At 71.5% G+C, this 17,629-nt stretch carries 18 protein-coding genes and 1 riboswitch; of the genes, 8 read left to right on the forward strand and 10 right to left on the reverse strand.

The window, feature by feature from the left end:
• Nucleotides 1-131 precede the first annotated feature (131 nt).
• The gene (gene hisC, locus ACIO5D_RS22720) at nt 132-1,208 is read right to left on the reverse strand and encodes a histidinol-phosphate transaminase (protein ID WP_363613987.1); all 1,077 of its coding nucleotides are present in this window, start codon (nt 1,206-1,208) and stop codon (nt 132-134) included.
• 332 nt (nt 1,209-1,540) lie between these two features.
• On the opposite strand from hisC, the gene ACIO5D_RS22725 reads away from it, so the two are divergent.
• From ACIO5D_RS22725 to ACIO5D_RS22735, 3 genes are all read left to right on the forward strand, one after another.
• Complete coding sequence (locus tag ACIO5D_RS22725; protein ID WP_363613985.1) at nt 1,541-2,698, forward strand: LacI family DNA-binding transcriptional regulator; 1,158 nt, start codon at nt 1,541-1,543, stop codon at nt 2,696-2,698.
• Between the two features lie 113 nt (nt 2,699-2,811).
• Entirely contained in the window at nt 2,812-4,032 is a 1,221-nt protein-coding gene (locus ACIO5D_RS22730) for a metallophosphoesterase (protein ID WP_400654163.1), read from the forward strand.
• 241 nt (nt 4,033-4,273) lie between these two features.
• On the forward strand, nt 4,274-5,203 hold the full coding sequence (locus tag ACIO5D_RS22735; RefSeq protein WP_400654161.1) for a hypothetical protein: 930 nt from the start codon (nt 4,274-4,276) through the stop codon (nt 5,201-5,203).
• Between the two features lie 26 nt (nt 5,204-5,229).
• Here the strand turns inward: ACIO5D_RS22735 and ACIO5D_RS22740 are convergent, their stop codons facing one another.
• Nucleotides 5,230-5,745, reverse strand: a complete 516-nt coding sequence (locus ACIO5D_RS22740; protein WP_400797297.1) for a DUF5994 family protein — start codon at nt 5,743-5,745, stop codon at nt 5,230-5,232.
• A 112-nt stretch (nt 5,746-5,857) separates the two neighbouring features.
• Between ACIO5D_RS22740 and ACIO5D_RS22745 the strand changes: the two genes are divergently transcribed.
• On the forward strand, nt 5,858-6,391 hold the full coding sequence (locus ACIO5D_RS22745) for a CBS domain-containing protein (RefSeq protein ID WP_400797300.1): 534 nt from the start codon (nt 5,858-5,860) through the stop codon (nt 6,389-6,391).
• A gap of 501 nt (nt 6,392-6,892) precedes the next feature.
• On the opposite strand, the gene ACIO5D_RS22750 is transcribed toward ACIO5D_RS22745, so the two are convergent.
• Together ACIO5D_RS22750 and thiC are read right to left on the reverse strand one after the other, a co-directional pair.
• Nucleotides 6,893-7,393 carry a hypothetical protein gene (locus ACIO5D_RS22750; RefSeq protein ID WP_400797303.1) on the reverse strand — a complete coding sequence of 167 codons (501 nt, stop codon included), beginning with the start codon at nt 7,391-7,393 and terminating at the stop codon, nt 6,893-6,895.
• 87 nt (nt 7,394-7,480) lie between these two features.
• Nucleotides 7,481-9,298 (reverse strand): phosphomethylpyrimidine synthase ThiC, encoded by a 1,818-nt coding sequence (thiC, locus tag ACIO5D_RS22755; protein ID WP_363613974.1) that lies wholly within the window; start codon nt 9,296-9,298, stop codon nt 7,481-7,483.
• Nucleotides 9,294-9,428: riboswitch (TPP riboswitch) on the reverse strand. Its footprint overlaps the gene before it by 5 nt.
• Before the next feature lie 153 nt (nt 9,429-9,581).
• Between thiC and ACIO5D_RS22760 the strand changes: the two genes are divergently transcribed.
• On the forward strand, nt 9,582-9,788 hold the full coding sequence (locus tag ACIO5D_RS22760; protein WP_363613972.1) for a hypothetical protein: 207 nt from the start codon (nt 9,582-9,584) through the stop codon (nt 9,786-9,788).
• A 103-nt stretch (nt 9,789-9,891) separates the two neighbouring features.
• Nucleotides 9,892-11,397 (forward strand): flotillin family protein, encoded by a 1,506-nt coding sequence (locus ACIO5D_RS22765; protein WP_400758086.1) that lies wholly within the window; start codon nt 9,892-9,894, stop codon nt 11,395-11,397.
• A gap of 149 nt (nt 11,398-11,546) precedes the next feature.
• Here ACIO5D_RS22765 and ACIO5D_RS22770 read toward each other — a convergent pair whose 3' ends face one another.
• From ACIO5D_RS22770 to ACIO5D_RS22780, 3 genes are all read right to left on the reverse strand, one after another.
• Nucleotides 11,547-11,747 carry a DUF5326 family protein gene (locus ACIO5D_RS22770; protein WP_400797306.1) on the reverse strand — a complete coding sequence of 67 codons (201 nt, stop codon included), beginning with the start codon at nt 11,745-11,747 and terminating at the stop codon, nt 11,547-11,549.
• Between the two features lie 183 nt (nt 11,748-11,930).
• Nucleotides 11,931-12,599 carry a thiaminase II gene (gene tenA, locus ACIO5D_RS22775; RefSeq protein ID WP_363613967.1) on the reverse strand — a complete coding sequence of 223 codons (669 nt, stop codon included), beginning with the start codon at nt 12,597-12,599 and terminating at the stop codon, nt 11,931-11,933.
• A gap of 25 nt (nt 12,600-12,624) precedes the next feature.
• A complete protein-coding gene (locus ACIO5D_RS22780) occupies nt 12,625-12,942 on the reverse strand; it encodes a cupin domain-containing protein (RefSeq protein WP_363613965.1) in 318 nt (105 codons plus the stop codon).
• A gap of 98 nt (nt 12,943-13,040) precedes the next feature.
• On the opposite strand from ACIO5D_RS22780, the gene ACIO5D_RS22785 reads away from it, so the two are divergent.
• The gene (locus ACIO5D_RS22785; protein ID WP_363613963.1) at nt 13,041-13,418 is read left to right on the forward strand and encodes a phage holin family protein; all 378 of its coding nucleotides are present in this window, start codon (nt 13,041-13,043) and stop codon (nt 13,416-13,418) included.
• Nucleotides 13,419-13,534: 116 nt separating this feature from the next.
• Here the strand turns inward: ACIO5D_RS22785 and ACIO5D_RS22790 are convergent, their stop codons facing one another.
• Both ACIO5D_RS22790 and ACIO5D_RS22795 read right to left on the reverse strand, forming a co-directional pair.
• Complete coding sequence (locus tag ACIO5D_RS22790; RefSeq protein ID WP_400797313.1) at nt 13,535-13,960, reverse strand: SsgA family sporulation/cell division regulator; 426 nt, start codon at nt 13,958-13,960, stop codon at nt 13,535-13,537.
• A 236-nt stretch (nt 13,961-14,196) separates the two neighbouring features.
• Nucleotides 14,197-15,021: a helix-turn-helix domain-containing protein gene (locus tag ACIO5D_RS22795; protein WP_363613959.1), complete on the reverse strand. Its 825-nt coding sequence runs from the start codon at nt 15,019-15,021 to the stop codon at nt 14,197-14,199.
• A gap of 329 nt (nt 15,022-15,350) precedes the next feature.
• On the opposite strand from ACIO5D_RS22795, the gene ACIO5D_RS22800 reads away from it, so the two are divergent.
• The gene (locus ACIO5D_RS22800; protein WP_363613957.1) at nt 15,351-15,923 is read left to right on the forward strand and encodes an NUDIX domain-containing protein; all 573 of its coding nucleotides are present in this window, start codon (nt 15,351-15,353) and stop codon (nt 15,921-15,923) included.
• Between the two features lie 8 nt (nt 15,924-15,931).
• Here ACIO5D_RS22800 and ACIO5D_RS22805 read toward each other — a convergent pair whose 3' ends face one another.
• On the reverse strand, nt 15,932-17,521 hold the full coding sequence (locus ACIO5D_RS22805; RefSeq protein WP_400797315.1) for a globin domain-containing protein: 1,590 nt from the start codon (nt 17,519-17,521) through the stop codon (nt 15,932-15,934).
• Nucleotides 17,522-17,629 lie beyond the last annotated feature (108 nt).

Below are 17,629 nucleotides of genomic sequence, written 5' to 3' on the forward strand. Positions count from 1 at the left end.
CCCCGCCTTTTATCGGACCCCCATCGGGGGGGGGGGGGGGGGGGGGGCGGGCGCCGCGGCCCGCCCCCCCCCAACAACCGGGGGGGGGGGGGCCCCCCCCCCCCCCCCCCCACTCCGCTGCCGGACAGGCCCTACAGCTCCTTGCGGAAGGCCTCGGCCACCGAGAGGAAGATCGAGTTGCCCTCGACCTCGCCGATCGAGATCCGGACGCCCTCCGGGAACGGGCGGACGATCACGCCGGCCTCGGCGCAGGCCGCGGCGAACTCCGGGGAGCGGTCACCGAGCGCCAGCCAGACGAAGTTGGCCTGCGTGTCGGGGATCTCCCAGCCCTGGGCGCGCAGCCCGGCGACGACCCGGGTGCGCTCCTCGACCAGCGCGTCCACCCGGACCATCAGCGCCTCCTCGGCGCGCAGCGAGGCGACGGCCGCGTCCTGGGAGAGCTGGGTGACGCCGAACGGGACGGCGGTCTTGCGCAGCGCGTTCGCCACCGGCTCGTGCGCGATCGCGAAGCCGACCCGCATGCCCGCCAGGCCGTACGCCTTGGAGAAGGTGCGCAGCACACAGACGTTGGGCCGGTCGCGGTAGAGGTCGATGCCGTTGGGCACCTCGGGGTCGCGGATGAACTCGATGTACGCCTCGTCGATCACCACGAGGATGTCGGCGGGCACCGCGTCCAGGAAGCGCTCCAGCTCGGCGCGGTGGATCACGTTGCCGGTGGGGTTGTTGGGGTTGCAGACGAAGATCAGCCGGGTCTGCCCGGTGACCGCGGCGAGCATCGCGTCCAGGTCGTGGTCCCCGGCGGCGGTGAGCGGCACCGGGACGGGGGTCGCACCGGCGACCTGGGTGATGATCGGGTAGGCCTCGAACGAGCGCCAGGCGAACATCACCTCGTCGCCGGGGCCGGCGGTGGCGAGGATCAGCGACTGGGCGACGCCGACGGAGCCGGTGCCGGTGGCGATGTGCTCGGCCGGGACGTCGAAGTGCCGGGCCAGCTCGGCGGTGAGCTCGGTGACCGCCATGTCCGGGTACCGGTTGAGCGAGCCCGCCGCCGCGACCGCCGCTTCGAGCACACCGGGCAGCGGCTCGTACGGGTTCTCGTTGGAGGACAGCTTGTAGGCGTCGGCGCCGGCCGGCTTGCCGGGCTTGTAGGTGGGGATGCCGTCCAGGGTCGGCCTCAGCCGGGGCCCCTGTGCTGCCGTACCGCTCACGGTCCTTCTCCTTCTCTCTCCGCTGCGTTCGCGCCCGCCACGAACGGGATCGCCGCCGTACCCGGGATCTCGGAACGCACCCGGACCACCCCGGTCGGGTGCCCCGAACGATACCGACCGCGCTCACCCGTAGGAGTGAGATGCCCGGTCGGGTTACCGGTGCAGATCAGCCATTCTGCCGGGTTCCTTTGGCACATGTCAGAGGTAAGACGGCCGGTTTCGGGCAGGTATCGAAGGGGCGTGGGCGGGCTCACTCTTGGAGAAACGTATCTCCGAAGGCTTCCGATGCGCCGGTCACAGACCCTTGTCAGGAGCCATACGATCGGTCCGCCATGACAGCAGCAGCCAACCAGAGCGGTCGGCGACCCACCACCTCACGACGTCTGGAGCGGGCCGGCATCCGGGATGTGGCAGCAGCCGCCGGAGTGTCGATCACCACCGTCTCCGACGCGCTGAACGGTAAGGGCCGCCTGCCCGACGAGACCAGAAGCCGGGTGCGCGAGGTGGCCGAGCGCCTCGGCTACCGCCCCTCGGCAGCCGCCCGCACCCTGCGCACCGGACGATCCGGCCTGATCGGACTGACCGTCACGACCTACGGTGAAGAGCCTTTCACCTTCACCGAGTTCGCCTACTTCGCCGAGATGGCCCGCGCCGCCACCAGCGCCGCCCTCGGCCGCGGCTACGCGCTCGTGGTCCTGCCCGCCTCCTCCCGGCACGACGTCTGGGGCAACATCGCCCTCGACGGCACCGTGGTGATCGACCCGCCCGACCAGGACCCGCTGGTCAGCGAGCTGTACCGGTCCGGCGTCCCGGTGGTCAGCGACGGCAAGCCCGGCAACTGCCCGGTCACCGCCTGGGTCGACAACGACCACGAGGCCGCCGTGCTCGGCATCCTCGACCACCTCTCCGAGGCCGGCGCCCGCCGGATCGGCCTGCTCACCGGCACCAGCACCGACACCTACACCCGGCTCTCCACCGAGGCCTACCTCGGCTGGTGCGCCAAGGTCGGCCAGGAGCCGGTGTACGAGACCTACCCCGCGCACGACCCGGCCTCCGGCGCCGTCGCCGCCGACCGGCTGCTCGCCCGCCCGGACCGGCCGGACGCCGTCTACGGGCTCTTCGACCCCAACGGCACCGATCTGCTCGCCGCCGCCCGCCGGTACGGCCTGCGGGTACCGGACGACCTGCTGCTGGTCTGCTGCAGCGAGAGCGACGTCTACGCGACCACCGAACCGCCGATCACCACGCTCTCGCTCAAGCCCCGGCGGATCGGCACCACCGTCGTCAACCTGCTCATCGACGCCATCGAGGGCGTGGACTCCGGCACCGGCGTGGACATCGCGCGGCTCTTCCCGCCCCGTTTCCGCACCGCCGGCACCGGCCCGCCGCCCGGCACGCTGATGCCCACCGAGCTCATCGTGCGCGCCTCCTCCCAGCGGCGGAGCCCGCGCACCACCGTCAGCCCTCCCCGCTCCCCGGGCGAGATCTAGACCATACCTAGCCGGGACAAAACGGACCTGACGGACCGCCCGGCTGACGCTCCGGAGGATTGGATACCCACCAGGTGACGACGCCGGGAGAGTGGTCTTCCTATGATGGGCGAATGACACCCGAGGACCGCTTCCCCGGGCCTGAACACCCGGACTCAGGCCCCCGCCACCAGCCGGACCTCGACGTGCTGCCCTACGGCACCTACTACGAACCGGAGCCCGCCGGGGGCTATCCCGAGGCTTCGTACGAGGCGGAGACCTACAGCGGCTACGGCGGCGCCCGGTACCTCGAACAGCACTGGCCGGCCCCCGGGCAGGACCAGGAACACGGCGCCCCGCACACCACCGGCCACCACCCCGGACCGGAGCACACCGGCCACCACCCCGGCTACGAGCAGCCCCTCCCCGACCACTCCTCGCCCGCCGCCGCGCACCAGAGCGACGACCCGCCGACCATCGAGCTCGGCCCCCCGTTCACCGAGCCGGGCCTGCCGTACCACCCCTACCCCGCGCCCGGCCCCGGCGAGCCCCCCGGCCCGCTCTACGTCGTCGGCGACGTGCACGGCTACCTCGACGAACTCCGCTCCGAACTGCGCCACCAGGGCCTGATCGACGCCGACGGCCACTGGTCCGCCGGGCGCTCCCGGATCTGGTTCCTCGGCGACTTCACCGACCGCGGCCCCGACGGCATCGGCGTCATCGACCTGGTCATGCAGCTCGCCGCCGAGGCCGCCGCCGCCGGCGGCTACTGCCGCGCCCTGATGGGCAATCACGAACTGCTCTTCCTCGGCGCCGCCCGGTACGGCGACGAGCCCGTCCAGTCCACCGCCGGCACCGCCTCCTTCCTCGCCGCCTGGCGGCTCAACGGCGGCCAGCAGCACGACCTGGACCGCCTGGAGGGGCACCACATCAGCTGGCTCTCCCGGCTGCCGGCCATCGCGCTGGAGGACGGCCACCTGCTGCTGCACTCCGACACCACCGCCTACCTGGAGTACGGCGACTCCATCGCCGCGGTCAACGACGCCGTCCACGACCTGCTCGCCGACGAGGGCGTGGACGAGTGGTGGGACTGCTTCCGCCGCTTCACCAAGCGCTTCGCCTTCCGCGGCGACGCCGGCCCGATGGCCGTCCACGAGCTGCTCGACACCTACGGCGGCGCGCGCGTGGTGCACGGCCACAGCCCGATCCCGTACCTCACCGGCGCGGTGCACGCCGACGACGGCGCCCCGCCGCACATCCCCGGCCCGTACATCTACGCCGACGACCTCGCGGTCGCCATGGACGGCGGGGTCACCATGGAGGGGCGGCTGCTGGTCGCCCGGCTCCCGATCTGAACCGGTCGGCCGCGCCGAACCGACCGACGCGTCGCCCGCCCCTCCGCCAGTCCGTCCGTCCGTCAACCGGACAGGCGTTCGCCACCGCCCCTGACCTGCGCCGTTCCCCGGCCGGGGGCAAAGTTCCGGAAACCGACTGTCAACGCGGCCGCACCCGCCCCTACCATCGAGGCACACCACACCCGGCCGCTCGTGTGGCGGCCCGTCTCCGTGCCCGCCCGGCGGAGCGGACGGGGTTCGCATGAACGGGGTCCGTATGAACAACGCCCCGCATCTGCTCGCCGAGGACCGCCCGGACTTCGAGCGCCTCCTCGACGAAGCACTGCGCGACGGCACCATCCTCACCGCCCTGCGCGGGCCCGGCGCCCTCACCGCCGAGCAGCTGCGCACCAAGGCCCTGCGCGAGGCCGACGACATCGCGGCCGCGGCCGCCACCGAGTACGCGCACTACACCCGGCTGCGGCAGAGCCTGCGCGACACACCCCCGCCCGGCCAGGGCGGCACGGCCGGCGCGCCGGGGCTGTTCAGCCAGCTGCGCTCGGCGAACGGCGGCGCCGGACTGTTCCCGGTCCTGACCGTGCTCACCCCGATCCTCGCCTGGGCCGCCGCCCTGGTCCTGCTCCTCATCGGGTACACGCTGCGCGCCGCCAACCCCGGTCTGGCGCTGGCCGGTTCGGTCCTGACGGCCGGCTGGCTGGCACTGGCGGCCGGCCTGGTCGCGATGGCGGCCGGGATCGTCGGACTGGTCCTCACCGCGCTGCGGGACGGCTCCACGGCCCCCGCCGGCGCCGCCCCCGGGCTCGCGACCGAGGTCGCCGACGCCCGGCGCGCCTGGCAGCGCGCGCTGCGCGACCGCGCCCTGGTGGCGTACCTGCACGCCTGTCTGCACGCCGACCCGGCAGCACCGCCCGGCACCCCGGCGCCCGCCGACGGGCCGGTTCCGGCGGACCCTGCCCGGCCCGAATCCGCCCGGCCCGATTTCAGCAGCCCGGACTTCAGCAGCCCCGGCTACTCCAGCGGCCACTACTCCGGCCCCGGCTTCACCAGCCCCGGCGCCGACGGCCTCACCGACCCCGAAGGCCGCGAGCCGCGTACCGCCGCCTTCACCACCCCCGACTTCACCGGCCCCGGCTACACCCCGCCGGCCTTCACCGGCCCCGACGACGTCTGAGCGGCCAACACCCGTCCAGCTACGTGCTACTGACCCGTGTTCAGCCACCGAACCGGCCGGCCGAGCAGCTCGGCCGCCGGGGAGTGGTTCCCCGGCGCCGACGCCCCCGCCATGGCGGCGGCGGCCGTACCCGGCTCGGTACCGGGTGGCACCACGAGGAGGAGGAAGTGGTCCTCGAAGCCCCGGGTGAGGCTGATGGTCTCGGCGCTGGCGGGGAACCAGCCGATCCGGACCGATTGACCGTCCACGGTGACCGACCGGGGGATGTGGTACCAGGCCGAGGTGGACAGGCCGACCCGGAGGATGGGGCCCAGATGGACACTGAGCGCGGTGATCAGGTCCGGCAGCTCGGCCCGGGCGTCCTTCGTGCGGGGCCACCACGCGCCGTCGAACATCCCGCTGCGGGACATCGTCGGCTCCAGCACCAGCCGCGGCAGCAGGGGAACACCGGGGACGGACCACGGCCCCGGGGCGGAAGGAGTGGGAAGCGGAATCGGCATCATCACGAGCCGCCCGTCCGGTCCAGAAAGAGGACCGATCATGACCCAGGGCGACACCAATGTGGGTACCGGTGTGCGACATGTCCTCGGTTGCCTCCCACGGTACTCCGCGCCGGCCCGCCCCCGGGCCGACCTGGCCCGGAGTAGCCTGGACATGTCCAGGGCACCCCGCATCCCGGTCACCTTCTCCGGCCTCGTCCTGGACGAAGGACCCTTCCGGGCGGCCGCCCTCGCCGCACCGGAGTCAGGCACCGGTGACACCGTGACCATCCACTCCACGAAGCCGACAGGCCTTCGCCACGACCTCACAGTCGCCGACGCGATGGAACCGTTCGAGTACCAGATCCCCGACGACAGCACCGTCGACCAGGCCGACGACATCCTCCGCAGCGCGGGCGTCCCCTACCTCCTCGTCCGTGACCACAACGGCCGCTGCGAAGGCCTGGTCACCCGGACGGGACTCCACCCGTTCCTCGCCCCGCCCTGGTACACCGAACTCACCCCGGTCAGCAGCACCAGGCACCAGCGCGGCCCGTTCGCCTGGCCGACCATGACCCTCTCCACGGCCGCTGTCGCGATGCGGATCAAGCACCTGACCGTCTGGCCGGTCATCGACGACGACGGCTACCTCCTCGGCATCCTCACCGCCGACCGGGTCGCCGGCCTGATCGAGACCACCCTCCGCTGAGCGGCGCACCACCCGAACGCCGTACCGGTCACCGGAGCACCCTCCGTCGCGTCAGTCCGGCGGGCGGGAGGCCGAAGGTGACGGCGGTGGAGCCGTCGCAGAGTTCCGACTTGCCGTGAGCTGCTGGACCGCACTCACGCAGGTCAACGCAAGTCAACAAGGCGCTGTTCCGGAAGGCCGGTACGGCCTCGCGGAACAGCGCCCGTCAGCTGACGCGTCAGTCTGCCGGCGGGAGGTTGACCCGCTGGCAGACTGGGCGTTCACCTCTGTCAGGGCTAGTGCCGTCGGCGGGGTGCGGCTCGTCCGCTCCGCCTCATAAAAATGAGGAGTGAGCCTCCCAAGGCAATGGCAGCCGCCGAGCCGACCGCAATGCCGATCGATCCGCCAGGGCCGGTGGCAGCCAGTACGTGCTCCGACTCCTTCGGATGCTGAACGGGGGCACCCTGCTCGTGACCACCTGGAGCGTTGCCGTGGTTTCCCTGGAACACGCGGGCTCGGTGATCACCTGAACACCCTGATCATGGACAGGTCGACCGCTCGGTTGATCACGTGGGAGAGGCTGAACGTTCCGTTGATCCTCGCCTCATGCGCGAGCCACCCGACATCGACGGGCGCCGTCTCCTGTCCCAGCGGATGGGTGAATCCGGTGACGACCCAGCGACCCCCGAGCGGAGAGGACACGTCGACCAGCCAGTCCCAACGGGCCCCGTACGCACTGATCAGGAACTCGGCGGCGAACAACATCAGCAGCGAGTGCGCCCTGGCCCACTCGTCCTCGGACAGTTCCGGGTAGGTCGCCCACTCGGCGAGTTGGTCTCCGACGATGCGGGAGGCCGTACCCGGATCGGTCTGCATCAGGTCCTCGCGCTCACCGATGGTGGTCAGCGCCCCTCGCGTGTACTCACGGCATTCCACCGCCCAGCCAGCGACATCGGGCTCACTGTTGCTCTGCTGATTCATGGCGGCATCAGTATCAGAGCAGATCACCAGCCCGCCGGCCACCCTTCCTCCCTGGAGCAGCCGCACGCCGAAGCGCTGCTCCGGGAAAGCCTCCCGGCTTCCCGGAGCAGCGCAGCCGGCGGGGCAACGTCAGTCCGCCAGCGGCAGGTAGACCCGGTTGCCCTGGGCGGCGAACTCCTCGGACTTGGCCTTCATGCCCGCCAGGGCCTCGGCGTCGAACTCGGTCTCCACGGCACTGGAGCCCTCGCCGTGCTCGGCCCGGATCTTTTGACTGATCTTCATCGAGCAGAACTTCGGGCCGCACATGGAACAGAAGTGGGCCGTCTTGGCGGGCTCCGCGGGGAGGGTCTCGTCGTGGAAGGCGCGGGCCGTCTCCGGGTCGAGGGCCAGGTTGAACTGGTCCTCCCAGCGGAACTCGAAGCGGGCGTCGGAGAGGGCGTCGTCCCAGGCCTGGGCGCCGGGGTGGCCCTTGGCGAGGTCGGCGGCGTGGGCGGCGATCTTGTAGGTGATGACGCCGGTCTTCACGTCGTCCCGGTTGGGCAGGCCCAGGTGCTCCTTGGGGGTGACGTAGCAGAGCATCGCGGTGCCCCACCAGGCGATCATCGCGGCGCCGATGCCCGAGGTGATGTGGTCGTAGCCGGGGGCGACATCGGTGGTCAGCGGGCCGAGGGTGTAGAACGGCGCCTCGTCGCAGATCTCCCGCTGGAGATCCATGTTCTCCTTGATCTTGTTCATCGGGACGTGGCCCGGGCCCTCGATCATCACCTGGACGTCCTTGGCCCGGGCGATCCGGCCGAGTTCGCCCAGCGTCCGGAGTTCGGCGAACTGCGCCTCGTCGTTGGCGTCGGCGATCGAACCGGGCCGCAGGCCGTCACCGAGCGAGAAGGTGACGTCGTAGCGGGCGAGGATGTCGCAGAGCTCCTCGAAGTTGGTGTGGAGGAAGTTCTCCCGGTGGTGCGCCAGACACCAGGCGGCCATGATCGAGCCGCCGCGCGAGACGATGCCGGTCTTGCGGCGGGCCGTCAGCGGGACGTACCGCAGCAGCACTCCGGCGTGGACGGTCATGTAGTCCACGCCCTGCTCGCACTGCTCGACGACGGTGTCGCGGTAGACGTCCCAGCTGAGGTCCTCGGCCTTGCCGTCGACCTTCTCCAGCGCCTGGTAGAGCGGCACGGTGCCGATCGGCACGGGGGAGTTTCGCAGGATCCACTCGCGGGTGGTGTGGATGTTGCGGCCGGTGGAGAGGTCCATCACGGTGTCCGCGCCCCAGCGGGTGGCCCAGGTCATCTTCTCCACCTCCTCCTCGATCGAGGAGGTGACGGCGGAGTTGCCGATATTGGCGTTGATCTTCACCAGGAAGTTGGTGCCGATGGCGGCCGGCTCGACCTCGGGGTGGTTCACGTTGACCGGGATGACGGCCCGGCCGCGCGCCACCTCGGAGCGGACGAACTCCGGCGCCAGGCCCTCGCGCAGGGCGACGAACTCCATCTCCGGGGTCACGATGCCGCGCTTGGCGTAGCCGAGCTGGGTGACTGCGGCGTCGCCGCGGCCGCGCAGGGGGCGGCGCGGGCGGCCGGGGAAGACGGCGTCCAGGTTCTTCAGGTTTCCGCCGCGCGGCGAGGTGTGCTTGATCCCGTCGTCCTCGGGGCGGGCCTCGCGGCCGTCGTACTCCTCGACGTCGCCGCGCTGGCGGATCCACGCGTCGCGCAGCGCGGGCAGGCCGCGCCGTACGTCGGGCTCGTACGCCGGGTCGGTGTACGGCCCGGAGGTGTCGTAGAGCGGGACGCTCTTCTCGTTGGTGAGCACGACCTCGCGGTACGGAACGCGCAGGTCGGGGCGGGACCCGTCGCGGTAGGCCTTGCGCCAGGCCGGGGTCGGATAGCCGGTGCCCGCGCTGCTGACGGCGGCGTTCTGGGCAGACTGCGGCTGTGCATCAAAAGTGGTCATCAGACCTTCAACTCCCTACGCCGGCATTACCCGGTCAGGTTCCTGCGGTCGGCGCAGCGTTCGGCACGTCCAGCGACGTCCCGGTCAGCGCCCTCTCAGCCCGGTGCTCCGAGCTCCCGTGTCCGCAGGCGGTATTGCCCGCGCATGACGTCCAACACCGTAGCGAGCCGATCGCGGCTGGTCCAGAGGGGGTCGGTGCCCGGCGATTCGGCCGGCGGGCCCACCGGGGGAGCCCGGCCCGGCAGACTGGCAGTCACACGGGCAGGCGACGAGGGAGGCCGTAGTGGTCGGAAGCACAGGGCGGGTCACCGGTCCGGTCGGAGCCGGTCTGGTCGGCGAGGTGATGGTGCACGTCAGGGAGCGCCAGGGGACGGAGGCCTTCCTGGCCTACCTCGCCGTACCGGGCGACCGGCTGTCGGTCGGCACACCGGTGGTGGTGGTCGAGTACCACCCGCCCCGGACCGTCTATGTGGCACCGGTCTTCCCGTGACACGCTTGTGACAGCCCGTCACGTCACTTCCCTTTCCTTCGAGTTGCCCTGAGCGGACAATCCGAACCGGCGCATCTCATGCGCCGGAAGGGGGAGTTGAACCATGGTGCTCATCATCGCGGGGGCCGTCGTCGCCGCGCTGGTCTTCGGGATCACGCTCTTCAAACTCATGTGGCGGGTGGCGGAGCCCAACGAGGCTCTGATCATCTCCGGCTCCCGGCACCGGACCGAGGGGGTCGGCGACGGTCTGGGCTTCCGGATCGTCACCGGCCGCGGGACCTTCGTCACGCCGGGCCTCCAGGGTGTCCGCCGGCTCTCACTGGACCTCAACGAGGCCGAGCTGAACGTCGAATGCGTCACCTCACAGGGCATCCCGGTCCACGTCAAAGGCGTGGTGATCTTCAAGGTCGGCGACGACGAGGTCTCCATCGCCAATGCCGCCCGGCGCTTTCTCGACCAGCAGAAGCTGATCAGCCAGCGCGTCCACAACGTCTTCGCCGGCCACCTGCGCTCGATCGTCGGCGGGCTCACCGTCGAGGACATGATCAGGGACCGCGAGCGGCTCACCGGGGAGACCAGGGCCGCCTCCGGGCTGGAGATGGAGAAGCTCGGGCTGATCATCGACACCCTGCAGATCCAGGAGATCATCGACCCCACCGGCTACATCAAGAACCTCGCCATCCCGCACGCCGCCGCCGTCCAGCGGGACGCCCGGATCGCCCAGGCCGAGGCCGACCGGATGGCCACCGAGGCGGAGCAGGAGGCCGCCGCGCGCAAGGCCGAGGCCACCCGCAACAGCCAGATCCAGCAGTCCGCCTACCAGGCCGAACGGGACACCGCCAACGCCCGCGCCGAACAGGCCGGACCGCTCGCCCAGGCCGCCGCCCGGCAGGAGGTGGTCGTCCAGGAGACCAAGGTCGCCGAGCTGGAGGCCCGCCGCAAGGAGCAGCAGCTGCAGATCGATGTCCGCAAGCCGGCCGACGCCAAGGCGTACGAGACCCGCACCAGGGCCGAGGCCGACCGCGACGCCCGGATCTCCGCCGCCCAGGCTCAGGCCCAGGAGACCGAGCTGAAGGCGGCGGCCGAGGCCGGCCAGGTCAAGATCGCCGCCGCGGCCGCCGCGGAGGCCACCAAGCTGCGCGGGCTCGCCGCCGCCGAGGCGACCAGGGCCACCGGGGAGGCGGAGGCCGCCTCCGCCGAGGCCCGCGGTCTGGCGGACGCGGAGGCGACCCGGGCGATCGGGCTCGCCAAGGCCGAGGGCATCCGGGCCCGGGCCGCCGCCCTCTCGGAGAACCAGGAGGCCGTGGTGGCACAGGAGTTGGCGGAGAAGTGGCCGGACATCGTGCTGGCCGCCGCCGAGTCCTTCGGCAATGTCGAGCACATGATCCTGCTGAACGGCGCCGACGGGGTGGGCGAGCTGTTCGCCAAGGCCCTCACCATGGGCGGCACCGGCCTCGGCCTCGCCCGGCAGCTGCTCACCACCATGCACGGTCCGGAACAACCAGCGGCTCCGGCGCCGGGGCCGAAACCGGGGCCGGTCCAGCAGGTGCCGATCGAGGACCGCGCGGTGACGGAGGCCCGGGTCCGACGGTCGGCGGACGACAGCTGACGGATGACAGGTAACGGATGACAACTTTCAACATTCGTTTTCTGTTATCTGTTATCTGTTATCTGTTAGTTGTCGGTTGTCCGCCGCCACCAGAACGACCGGCGCCCGCACCCCACGCAGGGGGTACGGGCGTCCGGGGTCCGTACGGGTCAGCTCTTGGTGGCCTTCTTCACCAGGATCACCACGGCGGCGGCGATGCCGACCACCACCAGCAGCTTGATGACCACGCTCAGCAGGGCGCCGACGACGCCGAACACGAACCCCACGATGTTCCAGGCCAGGATCAGCACCAGCACCGGGACGACGATGTTGCGCACCCAGGAGGGCAGCGACTTCCAGAACTCAGCCATGTCCGTTCCTTCTCTCCCCTCGGGGCCGGCTGCCGTCCGGTGCCGCATCCCGTTTGCTTTCGATACTTCGATCGTACGGGGCCGCAAGTGCCGGAACGAGAGCCAACGGCCCGGAGAGAACCCCGAGATCACCCCGACTCCGACCCCCGGGGGCTCCCCTGAGGATCAGACCGGCCAGGAGGATCAGACCGGCCACGTCTCGCCACGCCAGGCGGCGTCCCAGAACATCCACTCGTAGCGCGAGGTGGTGGTGAAGTGCTCGACCACCCGGCGGCGCTCCGCCGGGGAGATCTCCTCGCCGAGCCGGTCGGTGAGCGCCAGCACCCGCCGCACCACGGCCTGGAACGTCTCGTCCCCGTAGGTCGCGATCCACTTCGCGTAGAGCGGGTCGGGGGAGCCCTTGGCGAGCAGTTCGTCACCGACCCGGGCATAGATCCAGTAGCAGGGCAGCACCGCGCCGACGGCCTCGGCGAAGGAACCGCCGTAGACGGTCGCCAGCAGATAGCTAGTGTAGGCCCGGGTGGTGGGCAACACCGGTTCCGTGGCGGCCTGTTCGGCGCTGGCGCCGAAGGCCTCCATGAACTCGGCGTGCATGCCCTGCTCGGCCGCCAGCGCGCCGACCGCGTCGTCGGCGAAGGCCCGCACCTCCTCCTCACCGGGCGCCTTGGCGGCGCAGACGGCGAGCGCGCGGGCGTAGTCGCGCAGGTAGTGCGAGTCCTGGACGACGAAGTGGCGGAACGCCTCCCGGGGCAGGGTGCCGTCGGTGAGGCCGCCGATGAAGGGGTGGTCGAGGATCTTGGCGTAGACCGGTTCGATCGCCGCCCAGAGTTCTTCCGTCAGGCTCAGGCTCATACCCCGACCCTAACCGGGCCCCGGATCAGTCCTCGGGCGGGGAGAACACCACGAGCACCCGCAGTTCCTCGGTGATGTGGTGGAACCGGTGCGGCACTCCGGCGGGGACGTAGACGACGGTGCCGCGCGCGACCGTGGCGGTCTCGTCGCCGACGGTCAGTTCGGCCCGGCCGCTGACCACCTGGTAGATCTCGTCCTGGGCGTGCGCGGTCTGCGGGTCGGTGTCGCCCGGGGAGAGCGCGTAGAGGCCGGCGGACATCCGCGGCTCGCGCAGAAAGCGCAGATAGGCACCGTCGTTGGCGGCGCGCTCGGCGTCCAGTTCGTGCAGCCGGAAAAGCTTCATCGGTGCTACCCCTCCAAGTCCGGGACCACCGGGCATTCAACACCAACATGCCCGGTGGGAGCTTCCCCCGCCCCCCGGTGGCCTGCGACGCTGGGGCCATGAAGGGTTTCGTCATCAAGACACTTATCAACGCGGCCGCCATCTGGGTGGCCGCCTGGATCGTCACCGGCATCACGCTGACCGGTGACGACTGGCAGCACAAGACCCTGACGGTGATCGCCGTGGCGCTGGTCTTCGGGGTGGTCAACTGGCTGATCAAGCCAGTGGTGAAGCTGTTCTCGCTGCCGCTGTTCATCCTCACCCTGGGCCTGATCACCTTCGTCATCAACGCCCTGATGCTCTGGCTCACCTCCTGGGCCTCGGACAAGCTCCACCTGGACTTCCACGTCGAGGGCTTCTGGGCCGCGCTGTTCGGCGCGCTGATCATCAGCCTGGTCTCCTGGGGTCTCAACCTCGCCCTGGGCGACGACGACTGAGCGTCCGGCCCGGTGCGCCAGCACGAGAGCCGACACGAGAGCCCACGCGAAAGGGGCCCGCGCCCGGGTGGTTCACCGGGTACGGGCCCCTTCGGCCACGCTGGTCCCGCAGCCGGTCACCCGGCGTTCTCACACCCTCGGAGGATGTCCGCGAGCTCAGCGTCCAGTTCACCCCCGGTGATCTCCTGACCCATCGGCACCAGCCGGTCGGTCCGGGCCAGGAAGGCGATCAGCGGCGCCGCGGAGGCACGCAACAGGGCGTCCCCGTCGGGAGAGTGCAGCACGACGCAGACCTCGGAGAGCTCCCCGCTGACCGGGTGGATGTGCACATCGCCCTCGCCGGCCGGACGACTGATCCCGTCGAGCAGCAGCTCACGGGCGAAGACCCAGGTCACCGGTTCGTCACCGGGCAGGTGGAAGGTGAAGCGGACCGCGTACGGGTCGATCGGGTCGTACGCGAGGTCGACCACGATGCGGAAGGAGAGCTCGTTCGAGGCCACGAGGTTCATCACCAGGTGGCCCTGGACTGTGGTGTGCTGCATGGCGCCAGTACCTCTCGTTCTGCCCGGTCGCACGTGCTGAGGGTCCGCGCGGGCCGGACAAGGCAGTTCGCTGACAGGGGATGAGGGAGTGCGACTGTGTCTGTCGCGTAGACGATTTGGCGGTTTTGTGTAACCGATCCCCGTTCGATCCTCATCGTCCACGTTTGGTCGCGCCATGGACAAGGCGCGCTTTTTCAAATGGTGAACAAAGCGGAACCAAAGCGACACGGGGAGTTTCAGAGGACGAACGACGGTGTCATCGCGCCGACGCTCCGACGCAGTTGCCCGGCGACGACGGCCAGCCGGTCGGCCTGTTCCACCGGGAGCGAGACAGCCATCGTCGCGACCACCGACCCGACGGTGATCGGCACCGCCGCGCAGACCGTGCCGAGCGCGTACTCCTGGCGCTCCAGGACGGGCATGGTCGGCCGTAGCGCGGAGAGCCGGCGCAGGACGGCCGCCTCGTCGACGAGGGTGGACGGGGTGAGCCCGACCGGCGGGTGGCGCGCGAGGTGGTCACGCCGGGCGTCCTCGGGGAGCTGACCCAGCAGGCACTGGCCGATCGCGTGGGCGTGCGCGGTGGCCTGGAAGTCGGCCCAGGGTTCGACGGCGGGCTGCCCCCGTCCGGCGACCACGTCCACCACCCGCACCTCGCCGTCCTGGTAGAGCGCGAAGTAGACCGCGGCGCCGAGTTCGCCCCGCAACCGCTCCATCCGGGCGCGCAGATCGTGCCGCTGGGACTGGCGGTCGTCGGCCCGTCCTATGCCGTCCACCGACTCCCCGTAGAAGAACCTGCCGTCGTCCCGGCGGAGGTAGCCCTCGTGGGTCAGCGTGCGCAGCAGGTGGTAGGCGGTGCCGAGCGGCAGGCCGGCGGCCCGGGCGAGCTGCTTGGCCGTGGCCCCCTGCCGGAACCCGCCGACGGCCTCCAGCAGCCGCAGCGCCCGCTGGACCGAGGCGATCAGGGTGGGCGGCCGGTCCTTGCGCGGAGGTGACGTGGGCGTCGGCAACCTGACCACCCTCCCCGCACGGAGCGCCTTGGACTGCTCTGCGATCTGATCCATGGCCACACCCAGCCCCCAGCCCGAGTCACTGCACAGGTGGACATACGGAGTGAAGTGCTCCGATTCGCCCGATAGTCGCTCATTGCAGCACAGGGACGGCGCGGCTGCAATCACTCTCACACGGTTCACTCGGTAAAATCCTTGGAATCGAAGGTTAAAAGTCCGATCGACCCACTATTTTCATGATCGGTTTAAGCTTCATCTTCATTATCCAAGATCCATCAGCGTCGCGCCCTGTCCCCGAACGGACGCACCCCGGGCAGGTCAGCGTTTCGGCCCCGCCGCCCTGCGGGAGACTCCCGCACAACGCTCCAGCCCCGGAGGTCTCCATGGGCCCAGCGAACACCCACCAGCCACCACGCCCCGTGGTCAAGCGCACCGCGCGGGCGATCCTGCTGGAACTCGACCCGGACGACCCGTACGGCCCGGCCTCGATCGTGCTGATCAAGCGGCTCCGGCCCGACTCCCCGCGCCCGTACTGGATCACCCCAGGCGGCGGGGTGGAGCGCGACGACCGCACCGTGGTGGACGCCCTGCACCGGGAGGTGGACGAGGAGCTCGGCGGCAAGGTCGTCGACGTCGTCCCCGCCTTCGTGGACACCGTCAGCCACCCCCACCCGCACCCCCACGCGCCGGGCGGGACCGCCGTCGACCACGGCGCCCCGCTCCACCCGCACGGGGTCAAGGTGCAGCACTTCTTCGTCTGCCGGCTCGCCTCGATGGACCTCACCCGGCGGCACGGGCCCGAGGTGGACGAGCCCAACGGCGAGTACGAGGTGGTCCGGCTGCCGTTCACCCGGGAGGGCGTCACCTCGGTCAACGTCGTCCCGCCCAGCCTGCGGGCGTACCTGGCGGCCAACATCGAGGGCATCCGCGCGCTCCTCGCCTCCGACCTGGGCTGAGCGGAGCCTCAGCCGGCCGCCAGGTCGCCGACCAGGTCGTGCCGGATCCGCTCCGGCGGCACCCCGGAGCGCAGCAGCACGCCGACCCCGCGCCGCACCATCGCGGCGGGCCCGCTGAGGTACGCCTCGCGGCCCGCCCACGGCCCGAACCGACCTGCGGTCTCCGGCAGTTCACCGGTGAGCAGTCCGCTTCCCGGGGCCCCGGGGCCGGACAGCACCGGGTGCACCGAGAGCCAGCGGTGGCACCGGGCCAGCTCGCTCAGCGCCGCCAGCTCGTAGAGCTCGGCGGCCTGCCGGGCACCGTAGAAGACCTCCACCGAGCGGCCGGCCGCGCCGTACTGGGCGACCTCCTCCACCAGCGCCCGGACCGGGGCGATGCCGGTGCCGCCGCCGAGACAGAGCAGGTCCGAACCGGCCGCGTGGTCGACCGTCATCGCGCCGGCCGCCGGACCGAGCCGCAGCACGTCCCCCGGCACGGCCCGGTGCACCAGGGCGTTGCTCACCCAGCCCGCCGGGACGGCCTTCACATGGAAGGTCAGCAGACCGTCCGGCCGGGGCGCCGAGGCGAACGAGAAGTGCCGCCAGACCCGCGGCCACCAGGGCGTCTCCAGGCTGGTGTACTGCCCGGCCCGGTACGGGTACGCCTGGTCGGGGCGGACGGTGACCACCGCGATGTCGGGGGTGCGGCGCTCGTGCGCGACCACCTCGGCCTGCCACCAGGGCGGCGAGGTACGGGCGGCCTCCTCGGCGGCCTCGATCATGATCGAGGAGACCAGGCGGTAGACCCGGCGCCAGGCCAGCTCCGTCTCCTGGTCCCAGCGGTTGCCCGCGTACCGGGCCAGTGCCTGCACCAGACACTCGCCCACCGGGCCGAAGTGGCTGGTCAGCGTCCCGTACCGGCGGTGGCCGCGGCCGAGGGCGCTCAGCCGGGTCCGCAGGCCGGCCGGGTCGTCGGCGCTGCGGGCGGCCATCAGCAGGGCGCGGAAGAGGCGGTCGCGCTGGACGTCCATGGCGGCCGGGAAGAGCGCGCGGATCTCGGGGTGGTGCAGGAAGATCAGCGCGTAGAAGTGCGCGGTGGCCCGGTCGGCGACCGGCTCGACCGCGGCCAGGCTGGCCCGGATCAGCTCGATGTCCCGGGCGGTGGGCGGCTGTTCGGCCGCGGCGCGCGGATCGGGCGCGGCCAGGGGAGCGGGAGCGGGGACCGCGGAAAAGGGAACGGCGCGGGGCGCGGTGGGGGCCTGCGGTGCCCGGGCCCGGGCGCCCGTGGTCTCTCCGGCCGGGGGCTGGGGAAGGCCCCCCGGGCCCGCCCAGTTGAGGCCCGGCGCCCGGGTGAACAGCGGCTCGATCACCGGCCCGGCGGCCGGGGCCCAGAGGTCCGGCGTACTCGGCGCGGGGATCGTGGGCGGTTCGGCCGGCCGGGCGGGGATCACCGGCACCGGCGGGACGTCCGGCGGGTCCGACGGCACCGGCGGCAGCGCCGGCCCGAGCCGTGCCCCGGGCTCCGGCCCGGCCGGTGCGGCGTCCGGCAGGCCCGGCACGGCCGTGACCGCCGCCGAGCCGTGCCCGGTCCGGACCAGGAACGTTCTGCGTGACTTCACCGCAACGTTTCGAGTACTCAAGAGAATCGTTTCGCCTCCGGCCGGCCTCTGCCACCACCTGGCTTGTTTTACTGACGCCTAGGCAGCGTGGCACGCCCGAAGTGCTCA

The organism is Kitasatospora sp. NPDC087315 (assembly GCF_044744345.1).
In the GTDB taxonomy this organism is placed as follows: domain Bacteria; phylum Actinomycetota; class Actinomycetes; order Streptomycetales; family Streptomycetaceae; genus Kitasatospora.

Excerpts from the sequence above, each read along its gene's own strand:
- ACIO5D_RS22725 (WP_363613985.1), top strand. The coding sequence starts at position 1,541 with ATGACAGCAGCAGCCAACCAGAGCGGTCGGCGACCCACCACCTCACGA.
- ACIO5D_RS22730 (WP_400654163.1), top strand. The coding sequence starts at position 2,812 with ATGACACCCGAGGACCGCTTCCCCGGGCCTGAACACCCGGACTCAGGC.
- ACIO5D_RS22735 (WP_400654161.1), top strand. The coding sequence starts at position 4,274 with ATGAACGGGGTCCGTATGAACAACGCCCCGCATCTGCTCGCCGAGGAC.
- ACIO5D_RS22740 (WP_400797297.1), bottom strand. The coding sequence starts at position 5,745 with ATGATCGGTCCTCTTTCTGGACCGGACGGGCGGCTCGTGATGATGCCG.
- ACIO5D_RS22745 (WP_400797300.1), top strand. The coding sequence starts at position 5,858 with ATGTCCAGGGCACCCCGCATCCCGGTCACCTTCTCCGGCCTCGTCCTG.
- thiC (WP_363613974.1), bottom strand. The coding sequence starts at position 9,298 with ATGACCACTTTTGATGCACAGCCGCAGTCTGCCCAGAACGCCGCCGTC.
- ACIO5D_RS22765 (WP_400758086.1), top strand. The coding sequence starts at position 9,892 with ATGGTGCTCATCATCGCGGGGGCCGTCGTCGCCGCGCTGGTCTTCGGG.
- ACIO5D_RS22770 (WP_400797306.1), bottom strand. The coding sequence starts at position 11,747 with ATGGCTGAGTTCTGGAAGTCGCTGCCCTCCTGGGTGCGCAACATCGTC.
- tenA (WP_363613967.1), bottom strand. The coding sequence starts at position 12,599 with ATGAGCCTGAGCCTGACGGAAGAACTCTGGGCGGCGATCGAACCGGTC.
- ACIO5D_RS22780 (WP_363613965.1), bottom strand. The coding sequence starts at position 12,942 with ATGAAGCTTTTCCGGCTGCACGAACTGGACGCCGAGCGCGCCGCCAAC.
- ACIO5D_RS22785 (WP_363613963.1), top strand. The coding sequence starts at position 13,041 with ATGAAGGGTTTCGTCATCAAGACACTTATCAACGCGGCCGCCATCTGG.
- ACIO5D_RS22790 (WP_400797313.1), bottom strand. The coding sequence starts at position 13,960 with ATGCAGCACACCACAGTCCAGGGCCACCTGGTGATGAACCTCGTGGCC.
- ACIO5D_RS22795 (WP_363613959.1), bottom strand. The coding sequence starts at position 15,021 with ATGGATCAGATCGCAGAGCAGTCCAAGGCGCTCCGTGCGGGGAGGGTG.
- ACIO5D_RS22800 (WP_363613957.1), top strand. The coding sequence starts at position 15,351 with ATGGGCCCAGCGAACACCCACCAGCCACCACGCCCCGTGGTCAAGCGC.